Origin of the sequence: Stenotrophomonas sp. JC08, from assembly GCF_052180205.1 — a bacterium.
Lineage (GTDB): Bacteria > Pseudomonadota > Gammaproteobacteria > Xanthomonadales > Xanthomonadaceae > Stenotrophomonas.
Map to the genome: position 1 here is coordinate 2,438,122 of NZ_CP197473.1, position 19,106 is coordinate 2,457,227.

The 19,106-nt window shown below is 68.0% G+C and carries 18 protein-coding genes; 8 read left to right on the forward strand and 10 right to left on the reverse strand.

From position 1 onward, the window contains the following. Positions 1–119: 119 nt before the first annotated feature. Both ACSBPQ_RS11245 and grxC read right to left on the reverse strand, forming a co-directional pair. Positions 120–512, reverse strand: a complete 393-nt coding sequence (locus tag ACSBPQ_RS11245) for a carboxymuconolactone decarboxylase family protein (RefSeq protein ID WP_442682227.1) — start codon at positions 510–512, stop codon at positions 120–122. Between the two features lie 114 nt (positions 513–626). Then, positions 627–911 (reverse strand): glutaredoxin 3, encoded by a 285-nt coding sequence (grxC, locus tag ACSBPQ_RS11250; RefSeq protein ID WP_442682228.1) that lies wholly within the window; start codon positions 909–911, stop codon positions 627–629. 152 nt (positions 912–1,063) lie between these two features. On the opposite strand from grxC, the gene ACSBPQ_RS11255 reads away from it, so the two are divergent. The 8 genes from ACSBPQ_RS11255 to lpxH all read left to right on the forward strand — a co-directional run bounded on the left by ACSBPQ_RS11255 (position 1,064) and on the right by lpxH (position 11,226). Then, a complete protein-coding gene (locus ACSBPQ_RS11255) occupies positions 1,064–2,710 on the forward strand; it encodes a M48 family metalloprotease (RefSeq protein ID WP_442682229.1) in 1,647 nt (548 codons plus the stop codon). 95 nt (positions 2,711–2,805) lie between these two features. Continuing rightward, positions 2,806–3,495: a phosphate regulon transcriptional regulator PhoB gene (phoB, locus tag ACSBPQ_RS11260; RefSeq protein ID WP_442682230.1), complete on the forward strand. Its 690-nt coding sequence runs from the start codon at positions 2,806–2,808 to the stop codon at positions 3,493–3,495. Positions 3,496–3,555: 60 nt separating this feature from the next. Next, positions 3,556–4,896 (forward strand): phosphate regulon sensor histidine kinase PhoR, encoded by a 1,341-nt coding sequence (gene phoR, locus ACSBPQ_RS11265; RefSeq protein WP_442682231.1) that lies wholly within the window; start codon positions 3,556–3,558, stop codon positions 4,894–4,896. Beyond that, positions 4,893–6,980 (forward strand): polyphosphate kinase 1, encoded by a 2,088-nt coding sequence (gene ppk1 / locus ACSBPQ_RS11270; RefSeq protein WP_442682232.1) that lies wholly within the window; start codon positions 4,893–4,895, stop codon positions 6,978–6,980. The genes phoR and ppk1 overlap by 4 nt, the downstream gene beginning before the upstream one ends. A gap of 189 nt (positions 6,981–7,169) precedes the next feature. Beyond that, the gene (gene ppx / locus ACSBPQ_RS11275; RefSeq protein WP_442684572.1) at positions 7,170–8,690 is read left to right on the forward strand and encodes an exopolyphosphatase; all 1,521 of its coding nucleotides are present in this window, start codon (positions 7,170–7,172) and stop codon (positions 8,688–8,690) included. Between the two features lie 90 nt (positions 8,691–8,780). Continuing rightward, positions 8,781–9,917 carry a glycosyltransferase family 4 protein gene (locus tag ACSBPQ_RS11280; protein WP_442682233.1) on the forward strand — a complete coding sequence of 379 codons (1,137 nt, stop codon included), beginning with the start codon at positions 8,781–8,783 and terminating at the stop codon, positions 9,915–9,917. Then, positions 9,904–10,437 (forward strand): phosphatase PAP2 family protein, encoded by a 534-nt coding sequence (locus tag ACSBPQ_RS11285; protein WP_442682234.1) that lies wholly within the window; start codon positions 9,904–9,906, stop codon positions 10,435–10,437. Before ACSBPQ_RS11280 ends, ACSBPQ_RS11285 begins: the two co-directional genes overlap by 14 nt. A 48-nt stretch (positions 10,438–10,485) precedes the next feature. Continuing rightward, positions 10,486–11,226 (forward strand): UDP-2,3-diacylglucosamine diphosphatase, encoded by a 741-nt coding sequence (gene lpxH, locus ACSBPQ_RS11290; protein WP_442682235.1) that lies wholly within the window; start codon positions 10,486–10,488, stop codon positions 11,224–11,226. Between the two features lie 58 nt (positions 11,227–11,284). On the opposite strand, the gene ACSBPQ_RS11295 is transcribed toward lpxH, so the two are convergent. The 8 genes from ACSBPQ_RS11295 to ACSBPQ_RS11330 all read right to left on the reverse strand — a co-directional run bounded on the left by ACSBPQ_RS11295 (position 11,285) and on the right by ACSBPQ_RS11330 (position 18,915). Then, positions 11,285–11,731, reverse strand: coding sequence for a COG3650 family protein (locus ACSBPQ_RS11295; protein WP_442682236.1), 447 nt, complete (start codon positions 11,729–11,731; stop codon positions 11,285–11,287). A gap of 128 nt (positions 11,732–11,859) precedes the next feature. After that, entirely contained in the window at positions 11,860–12,702 is an 843-nt protein-coding gene (locus ACSBPQ_RS11300; RefSeq protein WP_442682237.1) for a ferritin-like domain-containing protein, read from the reverse strand. 3 nt (positions 12,703–12,705) lie between these two features. Beyond that, positions 12,706–14,172: an amidophosphoribosyltransferase gene (purF, locus tag ACSBPQ_RS11305; RefSeq protein ID WP_442682238.1), complete on the reverse strand. Its 1,467-nt coding sequence runs from the start codon at positions 14,170–14,172 to the stop codon at positions 12,706–12,708. 33 nt (positions 14,173–14,205) lie between these two features. Next, positions 14,206–14,967: a CvpA family protein gene (locus ACSBPQ_RS11310; RefSeq protein WP_442682239.1), complete on the reverse strand. Its 762-nt coding sequence runs from the start codon at positions 14,965–14,967 to the stop codon at positions 14,206–14,208. Positions 14,968–15,022: 55 nt separating this feature from the next. Further along, positions 15,023–15,994 carry an SPOR domain-containing protein gene (locus ACSBPQ_RS11315; RefSeq protein ID WP_442682240.1) on the reverse strand — a complete coding sequence of 324 codons (972 nt, stop codon included), beginning with the start codon at positions 15,992–15,994 and terminating at the stop codon, positions 15,023–15,025. A 65-nt stretch (positions 15,995–16,059) separates the two neighbouring features. Next, a complete protein-coding gene (gene folC / locus ACSBPQ_RS11320; RefSeq protein ID WP_442682241.1) occupies positions 16,060–17,334 on the reverse strand; it encodes a bifunctional tetrahydrofolate synthase/dihydrofolate synthase in 1,275 nt (424 codons plus the stop codon). A gap of 160 nt (positions 17,335–17,494) precedes the next feature. Continuing rightward, a complete protein-coding gene (locus ACSBPQ_RS11325; RefSeq protein ID WP_442682242.1) occupies positions 17,495–18,271 on the reverse strand; it encodes an energy transducer TonB family protein in 777 nt (258 codons plus the stop codon). Next, on the reverse strand, positions 18,271–18,915 hold the full coding sequence (locus tag ACSBPQ_RS11330) for a histidine phosphatase family protein (protein ID WP_442682243.1): 645 nt from the start codon (positions 18,913–18,915) through the stop codon (positions 18,271–18,273). The genes ACSBPQ_RS11325 and ACSBPQ_RS11330 overlap by 1 nt, the downstream gene beginning before the upstream one ends. Positions 18,916–19,106 lie beyond the last annotated feature (191 nt).

Sequence of the window (19,106 nt, forward strand, 5' to 3'; positions counted from 1 at the left end):
AACAGGGAGGAGAGGGGAAAACGCCATCCGGCTGCCCGGATACCGGCGCTATTGAAAAGGTTTCAGTCCGCAATTATGCCCGATCCCCTCCCCCGCCCCCAACTGGACCAAGGTCTGGTTCAGCTGTGATCGTGCCCGGCCGGTGCCTGGACGGCGCCGTTTTCGAGCTGATCGAGGAAGTCCACCGCCCGCCGCAGGTGCGGGATGACGATGGAGCCACCGACCACCAGCCCGACCGAGAAGGTTTCGAAAAACTCCTCACGGTTGACCCCGGCCTCCTTGCACTGGGCCACGTGGTAGCTGATGCAGTCGTCACAGCGCAGCACCAGCGAGGCCACCAGACCGAGCAGCTCCTTGGTCTTCACATCCAGCGCGCCGGCCTGGTAGGTCTGGGTATCCAGCGCGAAGAAGCGCCGTACCACCTGGTTGGGCTCGGCCAGGATGCGCTGGTTCATGCGCTGGCGGAACTCGGTGAATTCCGCCAACCGGTCGTTTTTTTCTTGTCCGCTCATGATCGTACTTCCCCTGGAAACGACTACCTTCCTTGGCGTCGCAGGTCCGGCTTCGGATGGCCCGGCCCGACCATCCCTGGCCGGGCATGCACCGTTGCAGGCGGCAGTGCCGCCTTAGCGCAACAGCTCATCCAGTTTGCCGGCGCGGTGCAGCGCCATCATGTCGTCGTAGCCGCCGACATGGACGTCGCCGACGAATATCTGCGGCACGCTGGTGCGACGCGTGAGCGTCATCATCTTCTCGCGCGCGGCCGGGTCCAGATCGATACGCACCTCGGTCCAGGTCTGGCCCTTGCTCTGCAGGAAGTTCTTGGCGGCCACGCAGTACGGGCACACGGCGGTGGAGTAGATGGTGATGGCAGCAGCGCCAGTGGCGGCATCCGGGGTCGAAAGGCTCACTCGGGAAACTCCTCGCATGGAATATTGTCTGCATATGGTAGCGGGCATGCGGATTTTCGATGTCACCGATGGAACACACCGGATTAACCTGCGCTTCACACCCGTCCGCCCCTTCCCCGCCATCCTCCATCCAGCCTTACCGGAGTTACCGCTTGCGCCCGTTGCTGCTTGCCACCGCCCTGACCCTGGCCATCGCCCTGCCCGTCGCTGCCCAGGACACCAAGCTGCCGGATATCGGCTCCTCGGCCGGCGAGCTGCTCACCCCCGCCCGCCAGGCCGAATACGGCGGCATGATGCTGCGCGAGCTGCGCAACTACGGTTACCTGCTGGATGATCCGCTGATCGATGACTGGCTGCAGACCATGGGCAGCGGCCTCGGTGCCAACAGTGCGCAGCCGCGGCAGACCTTCACCTTCTTCATGCTCAAGGACCGGCAGATCAACGCCTTCGCCACCTTGGGCGGCTACATCGGCATGAATGCCGGGCTGGTGCTGACCGCCGAGCGCGAGGACGAGGTGGCCGCGGTGCTGTCACACGAAATCGCCCACGTCACCCAGCAGCACGTGCTGCGCGGGGTCGAACGTGCCCAGCGCGACCAGATCCCGATCCTGCTGGGCATGCTCGCCGCGGTGGTGGCCGCGCAACAGGCCGGCGGCAATTCCGCCAGCGACGCGACGATGGCGGCCATCACCTCCGGCATGGGGCTGATGCAGCAGCGGCAGATCAACTTCACCCGCTCCAACGAATCGGAAGCCGACCGCCTGGGCATCCGCACCCTGGCCCACAGCGGCTATGACGTGGATGCGATGGCCGGTTTCTTCGAGCGCATGTCCGCGGCGATGCGCGGCAACGAGGGCGGCTACAGCACGCCGGATTTCCTGCGCACCCACCCGGTCAACATCACCCGCATCAGCGAAGCCAAATCCCGCGCCGAGCAGATGAAGAAGGACACCGTCCTGCTCACCACGACGACTCCCGGCGGCGTGCGCCAGGAGCGGGTGGACCCGACCCAGCCGGATATCCGCGATCCGCTGGCCACCGGCAACCCCCTGCTGCCCGGCGGGCTGCAGCTGTCGTTGCCACCCGCCGGCATGGCCCGGGGCGGAACCGGCCAGTTCGACTGGGCGCGCGAGCGCCTGCGCGTGCTCAGCGCGACAACACCCTCGGAGCTGGTGCACGAGTACGAAGGCCTGCGCCGCAGCCAGAAGGACGGCCTGAACGATCCGCAGCGCTACGGCGTGGCCATCGCCCGGCTGCGCGACGGCGGCGACAGCACCCGCCTGGCACTGGCCGACCTGCAGCAGCTGCAGCGTGAATATCCGGACAACCTGTGGGTGAACCTGGCACTGGCCGAAGCGGAATCGCGCAGCGGCATGCGCGGCGAGGCCAACCAGCGCTTCGAGGCGCTGCTGCAGCGGCTGCCGCGCAATCGCGCCGTGGCCCTGACCTACGCGCAGGCGCTCAACGAGCAGGGCGGCGAAGCGGCCGGCAAGCGTGCACAGGCCATGCTGCGGCCGTTGCTGGCGCGTTCCGGCGACGACCCGGTGTTCCAGCGCCTGTTCGCCCGCGCCTGCGAGCTGGCCGGCGACCCGGCCCGCGCCAGCGAGGCCTATGCCGAGGCCGCCTACCTGAACGGTCGCCCGGAACAGGCGCTGATCCAGTTCAACAACCTGCTCAAGCAGCCCGGGCTGGATTACGTCAGCCGGGCACGCATAGATGCCCGCATCGAGTCGATCATGCCCACCGTGCTGGAAATGCGCCGGCTGGGCGTGCGCGATCCGGACATGTCACGCAACTGAGCCCGCCCGCCAGCGCGCGGCGGTGTCACAAAGGCGTCATCAAACCGTAGTCTACTGGGCACACTCCAGTCTGATGGGCGCTACGGTAGATACTCGTGCAGAAACGTATCCTGATCGTCGATGATGAACCCGCGATCCGCGACATGGTCGCCTTCGCCCTGCGCAAGGGCGACTATGAACCCGTGCATGCCGGTGACGCGCTGGAAGCGCAGACCGCCATCGCCGACCGGGTACCGGACATGATCCTGCTGGACTGGATGCTGCCCGGCACCAGCGGCCTGGAGCTGGCACGACGCTGGCGCAAGGAGAACCTGACCCGCGAGGTGCCGATCATCATGCTCACCGCGCGCGGCGAGGAGAACGACCGCGTGGGCGGGCTGGAGGCCGGCGTCGACGACTATGTGGTCAAGCCGTTCTCGGCGCGCGAGCTGCTGGCACGCATCCGCGCGGTGATGCGCCGCACCCGCGACGACGACGAGGATGGCAGCGTCGCGGTGGGGCCGATCCGCATCGACGGCGCCGCCCACCGCGTGTTCGCCGGCGACACCCCGGTGTCGATCGGGCCGACCGAATACCGCCTGTTGCACTTCTTCATGACCCACCCCGAGCGGGTCTACAGCCGCTCGCAGTTGCTCGACCATGTCTGGGGTGGCAGCGTGTATGTGGAGGAGCGCACCATCGACGTGCATATCCGCCGCCTGCGCAAGACGCTGGAACCGTTCGGCGCGGAGAACATGGTGCAGACCGTGCGCGGCGCCGGTTACCGCTTCTCGGCTTCGACCTGAACCGGCGGATACCGCACGCGGCATTCACCCGACGGATCCTCCGCATCACCCGAGAACGCAATGCCCCGCCAATTCCGCTCCGCTTGGTTGAAGACGCTGGCCACCCTGGCCGCGCTGCTGTTGCTGGCCGGGTTGATCGGCGCCCTGCTGGACCATACCGGCCTGGCATTGGCACTGGCCGCGCTGGGCATCCTGGTCTGGCACTACTGGCGCCTGCGGCGGGTGCTGCTGCACCTGACCGCGCGCCGCCGCTGGGAAACCTCCCCGGGCAACGGCGTCTGGAACGAGCTGGACCGCCTGCTCTACCGCAACCAGCAGGAGATGCGCGCACGCAAGCGCCGGCTGGTGGAGATGCTGCGCAGCTACCGTGCCGCCGCCACCGCGCTGCCCGATGCGGTGGTGGTGGTGGACCGCAACACCCAGCGCGTGCAGTGGTTCAACGAAGCGGCCACCACGTTGCTGGGCCTGCGCCACCCGGCCGATATGGATGCGCCGCTGGTCGAGCGCCTGCAGCCGCTGCCGCTGGCGCACTGGCTGGCGGGCGGACGCAACGCCGAACCGATCCTGGATGCGAACTCGCCGGTCGACCCGGGCATCCGCCTGCACCTGCGGCTGATTCCCTATTCGGACCACCACTGGCTGCTGGTCGCCCGCGACGTCACCAAGCTGCTGCATCTGGAACAGGTCCGCCGCGACTTCGTCGCCAATGTCTCGCATGAGCTGCGCACCCCGTTGACCGTGGTACACGGCTATCTGGACATGATGGAGCCGGAGGACTTCCCCGACACCGGGCCGATGCTGGTGGAGATGCGCAAGCAGTCACAGCGCATGGCACAGCTAGTGGAAGACCTGCTGACGCTGTCGCGGCTGGAATCGCAGCAGCATACCGAGCTGGAAGCCGTGGGCATGGCCTCGATGCTGGCTTCGCTGCGGCGCGAAGCCGAGGCCCACAGCCAGGGCCGCCACACCATCACCGTCGAGGATCGCGCCGATCTGGATCTGGCCGGTTCCAACAAGGAACTGCACAGCGCCTTCTCCAACCTGCTGACCAATGCGGTGCGCTACACCCCGGCGGGTGGTCGCATCCACCTCGTTTTCGAGCGTGAAGGCAACGGTGCGGTATTGTCGGTGACCGACAGCGGCTACGGCATTCCCGCCACGCACCTGCCGCGCCTCACCGAGCGCTTCTACCGTGTCTCCAGCAGCCGCTCACGTGAGAGCGGTGGTACCGGTCTGGGCCTGTCCATCGTCAAGCACATCCTCGGCCTGCACCAGGCACGCCTGGAAATCCGCAGCGAAGTCGGCATCGGCAGCACGTTTTCCTGCCATTTCGACGCCGGGCATGTGCGCCCGCGTGCTCCCCTCCTTTCGATCTCGTCCAGCGAAGACTCCCCGGCATGACCCCTTCAACGCCCTCCGTTCCGTCCCCGTGCAGCAGCCCCGATCCGCTGCGTGATCCGACGCTGTACATCAACCGGGAGCTGTCGCAGCTGGACTTCAACTTCCGCGTGCTGGCACAGGCGATGGACGAGCAGGTGCCGCTGCTGGAACGGCTGCGCTTCCTGTGCATCTCCTGCACCAACCTGGACGAGTTCTTCGAGATCCGTGCCGCGGCCGTGCGCCACGCGCAGGAATTCGGCCTGCCGCCGGCCCCGGACGGCCTGAGCCCGCAGGAAATCCTGGCGGCCATCCATGTCCGCGCCGCCGAGCTGGTGGACCTGCAGTACCGCTGCTGGAACGAGACCCTGCGCTCGGCACTGGCCGATGCCGGTGTCGGCATCCTGTCCTCCTCGAACTGGACAACCCGCCAGCGCCGCTGGCTGCGGGCGTACTTCCGCAGCGAGATCATGCCGGTACTGTCGCCGCTGGGGCTGGACCCGTCGCATCCGTTCCCGAAGATCCTCAACAAATCGCTGAACATCGTCGTCGTGCTAAAGGGCACCGACGCCTTCGGCCGCACCGGCCACCTGGCACTGGTGCGCGCGCCGCGTTCGCTGTCACGCATCATCCAGCTGCCGCGCGCACTGGGCGGCTCGCACGATTTCGTACTGCTCTCGGCGGTGCTGTCGACCTTCGTCGAGGAGCTGTTCCCCGGCATGGAGGTGCTCGGCGCCTACCAGTTCCGCGTCACCCGCAATTCCGAGCTGGTGGTGGACGAGGAGGAAGTGGAGAACCTGGCGCTGGCGCTGCGTGATGAGCTGGCCGACCGTGGCTACCGGCCGGCGGTGCGGCTGGAGATCGCCCACGACTGCCCCAAGCCGATCGTGCAGACACTGCTGCAGAACTTCGGCCTGTCCGAGAACGCGGCCTACCGTATCGACGGCTCGGTCAACCTCAACCGCGTGATCCAGGTCTATGACCTGGTGCAGCGGCCGGACCTGAAATACCCGCCGATGACCCCGCGCGTGCTCAAGACCGCCGAGGGCATTTTCGAGCGCGCCGCGCGCAGCGACATCCTGCTGCACCACCCGTTCGATTCGTTCAGCACCGTGCTGGAGCTGATCCGCGAAGCGGCGACCGACCCGAACGTGCTGGCGATCAAGCAGACGCTGTACCGCACCGGCAAGGACTCGGGGATCGTCGAAGCGCTGATCCTGGCCGCGCGCAACGGCAAGGACGTGACCGTGGTGGTGGAGCTGCGCGCACGCTTCGACGAGGAGGCCAACCTCGGTCTGGCCGACCGCCTGCAGGATGCCGGCGTGCAGGTGGTCTACGGCGTGGTCGGCTACAAGACCCACGCCAAGATGCTGCTGATCGTGCGCCGTGAAGGCCGCAAGCTGCGCCGCTACGTGCACCTGGGCACCGGCAACTACCACAGCGGTACCGCGCGCGCGTACACCGACCTGAGCCTGATCACCGCCGATCCGGACATCGGCAACGATGTGCACCTGCTGTTCCAGCAGCTGTCCGGGCTGGCGCCGAAGATGAAGCTCAAGCGCCTGCTGCAATCGCCCTTCACCCTGCACCCGGGCCTGCTCAAGCGCATCGAACGCGAAACCCGGCTCGCCCGTGAAGGCAAGCCGGCGCGCATCATCGCCAAGATGAACGCACTCAACGAACCCCAGATGATCCGCACCCTCTACGCCGCCTCGCAGGCAGGCGTGCAGATCGACCTGATCGTGCGCGGCGCCTGCACCCTGCGCCCCGGCGTGGAGGGCGTATCGGACAACATCCGCGTGCGCTCGATCGTCGGCCGCTTCCTCGAGCACAGCCGCGTCTACTGGTTCGGCAACAACGGCGCGCCGGAGCTGTTCTGCGCCAGCGCCGACTGGTTGGAGCGCAACCTGCTGCGCCGTGTGGAGACCTGCTTCCCGATCCTCTCACCCGACATCGCCCAGCGGGTACAGCGCGAAACCCTGCAGAACTATCTGGATGACAACCTCAACGCCTGGGAGTTGCAGGCCGACGGCCGCTACCACAAGTGCACGCCGCAACCGGGCCAGCCGCCGCACTCTGCGCAGCAGGCACTGCTCGACGCTCTGTGAGAAGCGCTGAAATGGGAATGAACCGGGCCCGCTGGCCGTACCCGGGCGGGCTCCCGGCAAGCGGGTGCGCCACAAGCCGTTGAGCTGCCCTGGCAGGCCTGCCGGCTGTTCCTCTTCGGCCTGTGATGGACGCCAGCCCGCCCGTTCCCCCTCCTTGCCCGCGCCTGCCCTTACAATTCCGCCATGCCATTGTCCTCAACGACACTTCCGCCCCTGCAGGAAGGCGACCTGCTGGCCGCCATCGACCTGGGCTCCAACAGCTTCCATATGGTGATCGCCCGTTATGTGCTGGGGCAGTTGCGTGTGGTCGACCGCCTGCGTGAAAGCGTGCGCATGGCCGATGGTCTGGATGGCAGGGGCGGCCTCAGCGCCGACGCCCGGCAACGCGCACTGGAGTGTCTGGCGCGCTTCGGCCAGCGCATCCGCGACATCCCGCCGCTGCGGGTGCGCGCGCTGGCCACCAATACCGTGCGTCAGCTGCGCTCGCCGCTGGCCTTCCTGATGCCGGCGGAAACCGCGCTGGGTCATCCTATCGAAGTGGTCAGCGGACGCGAGGAAGCGCGCCTGATCTATCTGGGGGTCGCCCATGCGCAACCTCCGCATCCGGGCCAGCAACGGCTGGTGATCGACATCGGCGGCGGCTCCAGCGAGTTCATCATCGGCCGCGGTTTTGAAACCCTTGAACGGGAAAGCCTGCAGGCCGGCTGCATCGCCAGCACCCACCGTTTTTTCCCTGATGGAAAACTGAGCCGCAAGCGCTGGAAGGATGCATTGACCGAGATCGGTGCCGATTTCCAGCCGATCGCCGTCAAGTACCGCACCCTCGGCTGGAACGAGGCGCTGGGCTCGTCCGGCACGCACAAGGCCATCAGCGACATCTGCGCGGCGATGAAGCTGAGCAAGGGCGCGATCACCGCCGAGGCCCTGCCGCAACTGCGCGATGCGCTGCTGCGCGCCAAGCACATCGACGATATCGACCTGCCCACGCTGTCCAACGAGCGCCGCCCGATCTTCGCCGGCGGCGTGCTGGTGCTGGAAGCCGCCTTCCAGGCGCTGGGCCTGCAGAAGCTGCACGTCAGCAAGGCGGCGATGCGCGAAGGCATCCTCTACGACATCGTCGGCCGTGCCAGCGAGAACGACATGCGCGATGAATCGGTCGCCGCGCTGATGCACCGCTACGGCATCGACCCGGTGCAGGCCGGCCGCGTCAGTGCCACCGCCCAGCGCCTGTTCGAGCAGGTGATGGGTGGATGGAACCTGGACCCGGACGATGCGCAGATGCTGGGATGGGCCGCGCACCTGCATGAGATCGGCCTGGCCATCGCCCACAGCGGCTATCACACCCATGGCAGCTATGTTCTGGCCAACTCGGACATCGCCGGCTTCTCGCGGCAGGAGCAGCAGTTCCTGGCGGCACTGGTTCGCACCCACCGCCGCAACGTCCCCAAGACCGTGTTCGACGTGCTGCCCGACCGCCTGCTGACGACCGCGCGCCGTCTGGCGGCGCTGCTGCGCATCGCCGTGCTGCTGCACCGTGCCCACGAGTCCGACCCGATCCCGACGCTGGAACTGGCCGCCGATGGCAACCAGCTCAGCCTGATCCTGGACCAGGCCTACATCGATGCACGGCCACTGTTGCGCGCCGACCTGGCCGGCGAAGTGGACGGCATGACCGGGCTGGGCATCCGCTTCCACCCGTTCGTCACCTGAGAGTCCGGCTGCTGTCACACCGGCGGCATCCGGGCGACACGTTTCCGCCATGAAGCGCCGGCATCCTCCGGGTAAAACCGGGAGGCTGCCATGCGCTTTGCCATCGTCACCGAGACCTATCCGCCGGAAGTCAACGGCGTTGCCCTGACCGTCCAGGGGCTGGAACAGGGATTGCGCAACCGCGGCCATGCGGTGGAGCTGGTGCGTCCACGCCGGCACGCGGAGCAGGCGCTCGGGCACGAACTGCTGGTGCGTGGTGCCGCCCTGCCACGCTATCCCGGCCTGCGCTTCGGCCTGCCCGCACCGCTCACCCTGGCACGGCAGTGGCAGCGGCAGCGTCCGGATGCGGTCTACATCGCCACCGAAGGGCCGCTGGGCTGGTCGGCGCTGCGCTGTGCGCAGCGGCTGGGCATTCCCGTCGCCACGGGACTGCATACCCGGTTTGATGAATACCTGCCCGATTACGGCGCCGCACGCCTGCAGCCGGCGGCACTGGCGTGGATGCGACGCTTCCACAACCGGGGCCAGGCCACGCTGGTGCCGACCCGCGAGCTGCAACAGTTCCTGCAGCACAAGGGATTTGCCAGGGTGCGCCTGCTGGCACGCGCGGTGGATACCGGCCAGTTCGCTCCCCGGCGGCGCGACCCGCATCTGCGCCGGCAGTGGGGCATCGGCGACGACGGGCTGGCGGTGATCCATGTCGGCCGTATTGCCGCTGAAAAGAACCTGGAGCTGGCGGTCAGGGCCTTCCGCCGGCTGAAGCAGCTACGGCCCACGGCCCGCTTCATCTGGGTCGGCGATGGTCCGCTGCGCGGGAAACTGGCGCGCGACAATCCCGATTTCCTGTTCTGCGGCATCCAGCGCGGCGAGGCGCTGGCCCGCCACTTCGCCAGCAGCGACCTGTTCCTGTTTCCCAGCCGCAGCGAGACCTTCGGCAACGTCACCCTGGAAGCCATGGCCAGCGGCGTGGCGACCGTGGCCTTCAACTACGGCGCCGCACGCGAGCACCTGCGCAGCGGCCGGAGCGGGATCGCGGTGGACAGCGATGCGGCCTTCATCGGCGCCGCCCTGCAGCTGGCCGCCGACAATGAATTGCGTGCCCTGCTCGGCGCCAATGCCTGCCGCGCGGTGCAGCACCTGCAACCGGCGCAGGTGATATTGGAATTCGAAGCGCTGCTGCAAACGCTGGCCAGCCGGACCGGGGAGCATGACGATGCAGCGGCCTGACGGCATCGCCGCACGCGAGGTCCGCTGGTGCCGACGGGCCAACCGCTATGGTCGGCGGCGCGGCATCCGCTGGCTGTTCTCGGTGTTGAGCCGGCTCGGTGATGGCGTGTTCTGGTATCTGCTGATGGGTGCGCTGGTGGTGGCCGATGGCATGCACGGCCTGCAGGCGTCGATCCACATGGCCGCGACCGGGGTGGTCGCACTGACGCTGTACAAAACCCTCAAGCGCTGGACCCGGCGTCCGCGTCCATTCGCCGCCGACCTGCGCATCCGCGCCTGGGTGGCACCGCTGGACGAGTACAGCTTCCCCTCCGGGCACACCCTGCATGCGGTGTCCTTCACCGTGGTGGCGATGGCGTACTACCCGTGGCTGGCGCCCCTGCTGCTGCCCTTCACTGCGGGAGTGGTGCTGTCACGGGTGGTGCTGGGCCTGCACTACCCCAGCGATGTGCTGGCGGCGACCGGCATCGGCCTGCTACTGGGCGTGGCCTCCCTGCAGCTGTGGCCATGGCCGGCCTGATCCCCGGGGCTTGCACTACGCTGCGGCCCGCGTCCTACAATGCCGCGCATGACAACGCTGTTTATCTCCGACCTGCACCTGGACCCGAGCCGTCCTGCCATCACCGCGCTGTTCCTGGACTTCCTTCGCAACCAGGCTCGCCACGCCGAGGCGCTGTATATCCTCGGTGATCTGTTCGAAGCCTGGATTGGAGATGACACCCCCTCCAGCGCCGCCGATGACGTGGCCGCTGCATTGCACGAGCTGCATGAAAGCGGCGTGCCGGTGTTCTTCATCCGTGGCAACCGCGATTTCCTGGTCGGCGATGACTACGCCGCCCGCGCCGGCATGCGCATCCTGCCCGACCCGGCAGTGATCGAGCTGTACGGCAAGCCGGTGCTGTTGCAGCACGGCGACCTGCTGTGCACCGACGACACCGCCTACCAGGCATTCCGCACGCAGACCCGCGATCCGGCATTCCAAGCGCAGTTCCTGGCACAGCCACTGGAAGCCCGCATCGCCTTCGCCCAGCAGGCGCGGGCCGCCAGCCAGGCGCACCAGTCGGAGATGAAGAAGGACGACCAGGCCACCTTCGAGACCATCACCGATGTGGCACCGGCCGAAGTCGTCGCCACCTTCCAGCGTTATGGTGTGGACACCATGATCCACGGGCACACCCACCGCCCGGCGATCCACAGCGTGGACACCGGCACACGTACCTGTACCCGTATCGTGCTGGGGGACTGGTACGAACAGGGTTCGGTGCTGCGCGTGGATGCGGACGGCTTCACGCTGGACACGCTGGGCTGAGCCCCGGCTGCTTGTGGCCGATTGCTGGAACGGCAGCCTCACGGCTGCCGTTGCGGTTTCAGGGCGCCTCCACCGGCAGTGCCGGATCACGCGCACAGCCCCTGAGGGTTTCCGCCCCCAGTACAAATTCGGCGGTGTACGGATGGGTCAGGTCGGACATGCCGTCGGAGCAGGGCTCACGCTTGAGGGTCAGGCGGAACGCGTTTCCGCCTTCACCGCCCTGTACGCGCAGCAGGCCGTCATGCAGCTCGCGCACGCCCACGAAGTGGCGCGGGTTCTGCTGGGTGTCCGGCGTGGTGTAGGCCAGTGCCGCGCCATCCACGCGCACGCCCCAGAACGGCTCGGTGCCCGCGGCCTGCAGGACGGCGGGATAGTCATCGACGGCGGCGACCTCTGCGGCAGGTGCCGGTGATGTCTCCGCCGATGCGGCCGGCTCCACGGCCTGCGGCTTGCAGGCCACCAGCCCCAGCATCGGCAACAGCAGCAGGACAGCGGAATATTTCATGGCAACGCTCGTCATCGGATCGGGACGCCAGCCTATCGCGATATGCCGCATCGTCCCAACAGGCATGCACAACCCATCAAGATCCGCCGGCCGGGCACGGACAAGGCCCGCCTCCGGCCAAGCGCGACTCAACCGGCCTGTTCGACCAGGTTGGCCAGCTCGTCCTCGTCGAAACCGGCCAGCAGGCGCGCTTCGATATTGAACGGGCCGTGCAGGTAGCCGCCGGCGTATTCGCGCAACAGCTCCTTGAAGCGGGCCCGCGGCTCGACACCGACGCGCTCGCAATACCAGCGGTACCAGCGCGAACCGGCGGCGACGTGCGCCACTTCCTCGCGCAGGATCACCTCCAGCACGTCGGCGGTGGCCTCATCGCCGAGCGAACGCAGCTTGGCGATCATCGCCGGGGTCACATCCAGCCCGCGCGCTTCAAGCACGCGCGGCACCAGCGCCATGCGCGCCAGCCCGTCGTGCGCGGTCTTCTCGCACATTTCCCACAGGCCGTTGTGCGCGGGGAAATCGGCGTAGTCATGGCCATGGGCCAGCAGCCGCTCACGCAGCAGCAGGAAGTGGCGCGACTCGTCGTCCGCGCAGCTCACCCAGTCGGCGTAAAAGCTGCCCGGCAGGCCACGGAAGCGGTACACCGCGTCCCAGGCCAGGTCGATCGCGTTGAGTTCGATATGGGCGATGGCGTGGATGAAGGCCGCGCGTCCTTCCGCTGAACCGAGCCCGCGCCGCGGCAGCTCGCGTGGATGCACCAGCACCAGCTGCGGTGGCCGCCCCGGCATACGGATCGGCTGCGGATCAGGCGCCTGCGCCGGCAGTTTCAGCCCCCCGGCACGGAAACGCGCGGCGAAATGCTGGGTCAACGCGACCTTGCGCAGCGGGTCGGCCTCGGCCAGACACAACTGCGCGGCCTGCAGCAGATCATCCGCCGCAGGCAGTTCCGCGGCCGTGGCACCACCGGTCGGCATGGATCAGGCGCGGCGCTGGGTCTTGGCGTCGTCCGAGCGCAGCTGCTGGATGCGCTCGAAGTAGCCCGGCTCGATGCCGGTGACGTATTCGCCGTTGAAGCAGGACGAGTCGAAGGACTTCAGCTCCGGGTTGCCTTCGCGCACCGCCGCTTCCAGATCTTCCAGGTCCTGATACACCAGCCAGTCGCAGCCCAGGTGCCGTTCGATGTCCTCGATGCTGCGCTCGTGCGCGATCAGCTCTTCGGCGGCCGGCATGTCGATGCCGTAGATGTTCGGGTAACGCACCGGCGGCGCGGCGCTGGCCAGGTACACCTTGCGCGCCCCGGCGTCACGCGCCATCTGCACGATCTGCTGGCTGGTGGTGCCACGCACGATCGAGTCGTCGACCAGCAGCACCACGCGGTTGCGGAATTCCAGATGGATCGGGTTGAGCTTGCGGCGCACCGATTTCACCCGTTCGCCCTGCCCCGGCATGATGAAGGTGCGGCCGACGTAGCGGTTCTTGACGAAGCCTTCGCGGTACTTCACGCCGAGCACGTTGGACATCTCCAGCGCGGCATCGCGCGAGGTGTCGGGTATCGGGATGATGGTGTCGATGTCGTGGTCCGGGCGCAGGCGCAGGATCTTCTCGCCCAGCTTCTGGCCCATGCGCATGCGTGCCTTGTGCACGGAGACATTGTCGATCATCGAATCCGGGCGTGCGAAATACACGTACTCGAAGATGCACGGAGTCTGCTGCGTGGTGGTCGCGCAGACCTCGGAAAACAGCTCGCCGCGCTCGGTGATCACCAGCGCCTCGCCCGGGGCGACATCGCGCACGCGCTCGTAACCGAGCACGTCCAGCGCCACCGACTCGGAGGCGACGATGTACTCGTCCCCTTCAACATGGCTGCGCTTGCCCAGCACCAGCGGGCGGATGCCGTGCGGATCGCGGAACGCCACCAGTCCCAGCCCCAGCACCACGCTGACCACCGCATAGCCGCCCTGGCAGCGGCGGTGCACACCGGCCACCGCACGGATCGCCGCTTCCGGAGTCAGCATGCGCTGCGCGTCCAGCTCGTAGGCGAACACGTTCAGCAGCACTTCGCTGTCCGAATCGGTGTTGATGTTGCGGCGGTCGGCCTCGAACACCTGCTTGCGCAGGGCTTCGGTGTTGATCAGGTTGCCGTTGTGCGCCAGCGCGATGCCGTAAGGTGAGTTGACGTAGAACGGCTGCGCCTCGTCGGTGCCTTCCGAACCGGCGGTCGGGTAACGCACATGGGCGATGCCGACGCGGCCCTGCAGCACTTCCATGCGGCGCTCGTCGAACACGTCGCGCACCAGCCCGTTGGCCTTTTCCACGCGCAGGCGGGTGCCGTGTGCGGTGGCGATGCCGGCCGCGTCCTGGCCACGATGCTGGAGGACGGTCAGGCCGTCATAGAGCTGCCCGGCGACGTTCTGGTTGCCGACGATTCCGACGATGCCACACATGTTGCGCGATCTCCGCTGGGCGCTGTGGCCCGGTTAACGTGAAGGGGGCCGTGCCTGGCCGGGAGCCTCGACCCGTACCGGATCGGGGTGACCCGGGCGCACCTGCGCCGGATCGATATTGGAAGGCAGCGCCTTCGCCGGGTCCTGGTCGCCTGCATCAGGTGATTGACCACCGGCACCCAGCGCCCGGGTCACCACTTTCGACAGTCCGCCGCCCTTCATCATCTCGTTCAAGGCGGCATTATCGCCTGCCATGGGCAGCTTGCCCAAGTCCAACGACGCATTTTTATCGCCGCCGGCCGCCGGCAAGCCAGCCGGATCCGTCTCCGGGATGGAGAAATCCGGCAGCTGCCCGCGCATCCAGCTGGCCCCCGGCAGCAGCAGCGGCAACACCCGCGACTGCTGCCATGCCACCTCGCGCGGCAGCGGCGTGAACCCCATCAGCAGGATCAGCACGCAGCAGAAAAAGGTGCCACGCAGCACGCCCAGAGCGAGCCCCAGGCTGCGGTCGGCTCCGGTCAGACGGGTAGCCTGGATGGCGCCGCGCAGCAACATGCCGGCTAGCAGCATGGCCACCAGCACACCGACGAACACCATCACATAGCCGCCCAGATAATCGGTCATCGACGGCTGCACACCTTCGGCCAGCCAGTGCGCGGCGTGATCACCGAACTGGAACGCGGCCCAGCCCGACAGCAGCCACGACAGCGTGCCGATGACCGTGCCGACGAAGCCTTTCATCACTCCGAACAGCGCCGACACGCCGATCACCGACAGCAACAGGATGTCGATCATCTGCGACCCGCACGGCGCAGCGCGCCTGGCACCCGGCAGGTCGGTTCAACGCCCATCAGGGGTGCGGGCGGACCATGCCGGCAATGCCGATACGGGCGGCGACCTGGGCCTTGAGCTGCTCGGCGTCGGCGCGGCTGGCCACCGGCCCGACCCGCACGCGGCTGAGCACGCCGTTGTCGGTACGCACCTGTTCGACGAAGGCACTGAAACCGGCCGCGCGCACCTTGTCACGCAGCGCATTGGCATCGGCGGTCTGCGCGAACGCGCCCAGCTGCACCGCAAACCCCACCGAACTGGCGGCAGGCGCAGCCGGCTTGGGCGCCGGGGCCGGAGCGGGCGTGGCGGCGACCGGTTTGGCCGGCGCGGGCTTGGGCGCTTCCGGCTTCGGCTCGGGCTTCGGTGCTGCCGCCACCGGCTTGGCCGGGGCCGGCGGCAACGCTTCGGTGCGCACCGGCTGTGTGGCAGGAACACTGGCGACGGGGGCCGGTGCCGGCGCGGCGGCATCGGCATTGAGCACCACTACCTGCGCGTTGACGTCACTGCGCACCTTGCCCGCCTCCAGACGTACCAGCTCGGCCTGCGCGCGGTCCATGTAGGGGCCGATGCGCACCCGCCATGCCGGACGGCCATTGATGGTGTCGGGCTGGCGGAAACCGGGCAGGTTGGATTTGAGCAGATGCGCGATCACCGCATCGGCATCGGCCTCGCTGGCATAGGCGCCGAAGTTCACCGCGTAATCACCGGCAGCGGCGGCCGGTGGCAAGGCACTGCCGGTGGCTGCCGCAGCGGCGTTTTCAGGCTGCGCCGCCGGCATGCCCAGCGCACCACCTGCCGGAAGCGAGGGTGTCACCAGTGGCAATTCGCGGGTTTCGAACTGGCCTTCAGCCGGGGCGGCCGGTGCCCTCAGGGGCACGTCCTGCACGCCGCTGTCCGGCGCCGGCCCTTTCACCAGCATCGGCAGGAAAATCACGGCCAATGCCACCAGAACGATGGCCCCAATCAGTCGCTGTTTCAGAGGAGTTTCCACAGATGGCGTGCAAGCGGCTTGGCGGAATGTTCCGCGATTATAGGCGTCCTGTCCGCGTCCCGTTTTCAAACTGCTGAATGGAGCAGCGGCAATGCCTCGGCCACGGTGTGGAAGGAACCGAACACCAGCACGCGGTCCCCCGGGCGTGCCTGCGCCAGAGCCGCATCCAGTGCCTGCTCCACGTCCGCCGAGAGTGACGCGGCCGCCGCCGCGGTGTCCTGCAGGCGATCACGCAGCTGCGCGGCGCTCTGCCCGCGCACACCGTCCAGGCCGGCCAGGAACCACGCCTGCACCTCGTCCTGCAACGCCGTGACAACGCCCGACGCATCCTTGTCCGACAACGCCGCATAGACCGCCAGGGTGCGGCCGCTGGCCGGCCGGGCCTTGAGCGCGGCAAGCAGTGCGGCGGCGGCCTGCGGGTTGTGGCCCACATCCACCAGCACCTCCACACCGTCGCGCTGGAACGGCTGCAGGCGCCCGCTCACCCGCGCGGCAGCCACGCCCTGCGCCCACGCGGCCAGCGGCACGTCGCGGTCCAGCGCGCGCAGCGCGGCGATGGCGGCAGCGGCATTGGTCCGCTGCACCGGCGCCCACAGCGCCGGCTGCGGCAGGTCGATCCGGCAGGACACATCACGCCAGCACCAGCTTTCGTCATCGATCACGTCGGCGAAGAAGTCGCTGCCGAAGCGGATGGCGTTGGCGCCCAGCACATAGGCACGGCGCAGCACGCTCGATGGCGGATCGATCTCGCCGAGGATCACCGGCTTCCAGCCACGGATGATGCCGGCCTTCTCCGTGCCGATGGTTTCGCGGTCGCTGCCCAGCCAGTCGGCGTGGTCGATGTCCACCGTGGTGATCACCGACACATCGGCATCGACGATGTTGACCGCATCCAGCCGCCCGCCCAGGCCGACTTCCAGCACCACCAGGTCCAACCCGGCCTGTGCGAACACCCACAGCGCACACAGCGTGCCGTACTCGAAATAGGTCAGCGGCGTGTCGCCACGCGCGTCCTCGACCGCATTGAAGCCGGCCACCAGGCTGGCGTCATCGGCATCGACGCCGTTGATGCGCACGCGCTCGTTGTAGGCCAGCAGGTGCGGCGAAGTGTAGGCACCGACCGTCCAGCCGGCGGCACGGGCGATGGATTCGATGAAGGCCACCGTCGAGCCCTTGCCGTTGGTGCCGCCGACCACGATGCTGCGTTCGGCCGGCTGCCCCAGCCCCATGCGCCCGGCGACCTCACGCACACGCTCCAGCCCCATCGCGATGTGCTGCGGGTGCTGCTGTTCGATATGGGCGAGCCACTGCTCGAGCGTGGCGGGACGTGCGGAAGACATGCGAAGGACTCTCGGAGCTCGTGCGGGATGCCGGCCATCGGGCAGGCGGCGCGGGGCGCGCAGGAAAGGGGCAATGATACAGCCCGTCGTCCGCCCCGACCCGCCGTCGACACCGCGCCATCAACGCCCTGCAGGTATCCGCGATCCCGCCTGCTGGCGGTCAGGGCGTGGGCGCATCCACCGGCAGCGGCTGCTGCGTGGTGCGGTTTGCGCGCAGCTGTGCCAGCGAATGCCGGCAGACCTCCAGATCGCGCCCGCACAGCACGCTGCTGACCACAAACCGGTGCTGCCCGTTGTCGACCAGGCGATTGCGCACCAGCATCGTGCCGTCGAGCTGGAACAGGCTCAGACCTTCCTCGTCGCGCAGCCAGAAATTGACCAGATCGCCATAGCGACGGAACACCGCCTGCGGACCGATCACCGCGATCGCCTCGGAAATCTGCATGAAACCGATCGGCACCGGATCGGCCAGGAAACCCGCCACCCCCGCCGCGTCATCGCCCAGCCCGGCGGGCACCTGGCCGGTGCTGCGCTCGGCGAAGAACGGGTCCTGCACGCGGATACCGGTACGTGCCGGCACCGGCTCAGGCAAGGGGTCGAATACGAACGGCAGGCGGTAGCGGGGCTGCCCCCGGTACTGCGGCGCCACTACCCAGCCGCGCGCGGCCTGCAGCGCAACCGCATCCAATGCCACCACGCCCGAGGACCGCTCCACACGCGCATCGTGCACCCGGCCGCAGGCATCGGTCTCGATGATCACGTTGACGGTGTAATCCAGCAGCCGCCACAGCTCCTCCATCGGATAAAACGGCGCACGGTTGCTGGTCGCGGAGAACGGCGGGCACTCCGCCGCCATTCCCTGTTGCGCGTGGGCCGCCGACGGCAACGCCAGCAGCAAGGCCATCAGCCCGCCGGCGCGGGTGACGACACGGCGCATTACAGCGCGCGGTGCTTGGCTTCGCCGAAGAACGGAGTGTGGTGGGCGCAGTCGTTCAGGCGCACCACTTCCAGGTGCTCCACGTCCGGGCCTTCCAGCAGGTTCAGCGTGGTCGGTGCCTGGCGGAAGCTCCACAGCCTGGCGATCGGCAGGCCGAGGATCCTGCACAGGATCACCCGGTTGACCGCGTCATGGGCGACCACCAGCAGCGTGTCGTCTTCGCCGAGTCCTTCGGCGGCGGCGGTGAGCCCGCGCCAGCTGCGGTCCAGCACCTGCCGCAGCGATTCGCCGCCGGGCATCAGCACGGTGTCCGGTTCCTCACGCCAGGCACGCAGGCGCGCCGGGTCCTTGTCGTTGATCTCGCTGGCCAACAGGCCTTCCCATTCGCCATGGGCGATTTCCTGCAGGTCCGGATCGGTCAGCAGCATCGCTTCGCGGGCACTGCCGAGGGCGGCCTTGGCGGTGGCCTGCGCACGGCTTAGCGGCGAGGCGACGGCGCGGGTGATCTGCATGTCCGCCAGCCGTTCACCCAGCGCCTTGGCTTGGGCTTCGCCCACCGGCGAAAGGGGAATGTCGATCTGGCCCTGGTAGCGGCCTTCGGCGTTCCACGGCGTTTCGCCGTGACGGGCAAGCAGGATGCGCATGCAGCATTTCCATTGGAATGTGGGGAGCCGCCGGATGGACCGGGCGGGACGCGCATCATAGCCCGAGCCGGCGCTGAAGCCCGGCTCGGTTTCCTGCGTTACGAAGTTCTGTCTCCGGGAAGCCACGGCAGCGCCGTGACGGCAGGCACAAGCGCATCTTTCCGCGTGCCATGCCCGTCGCACCCGCCCAT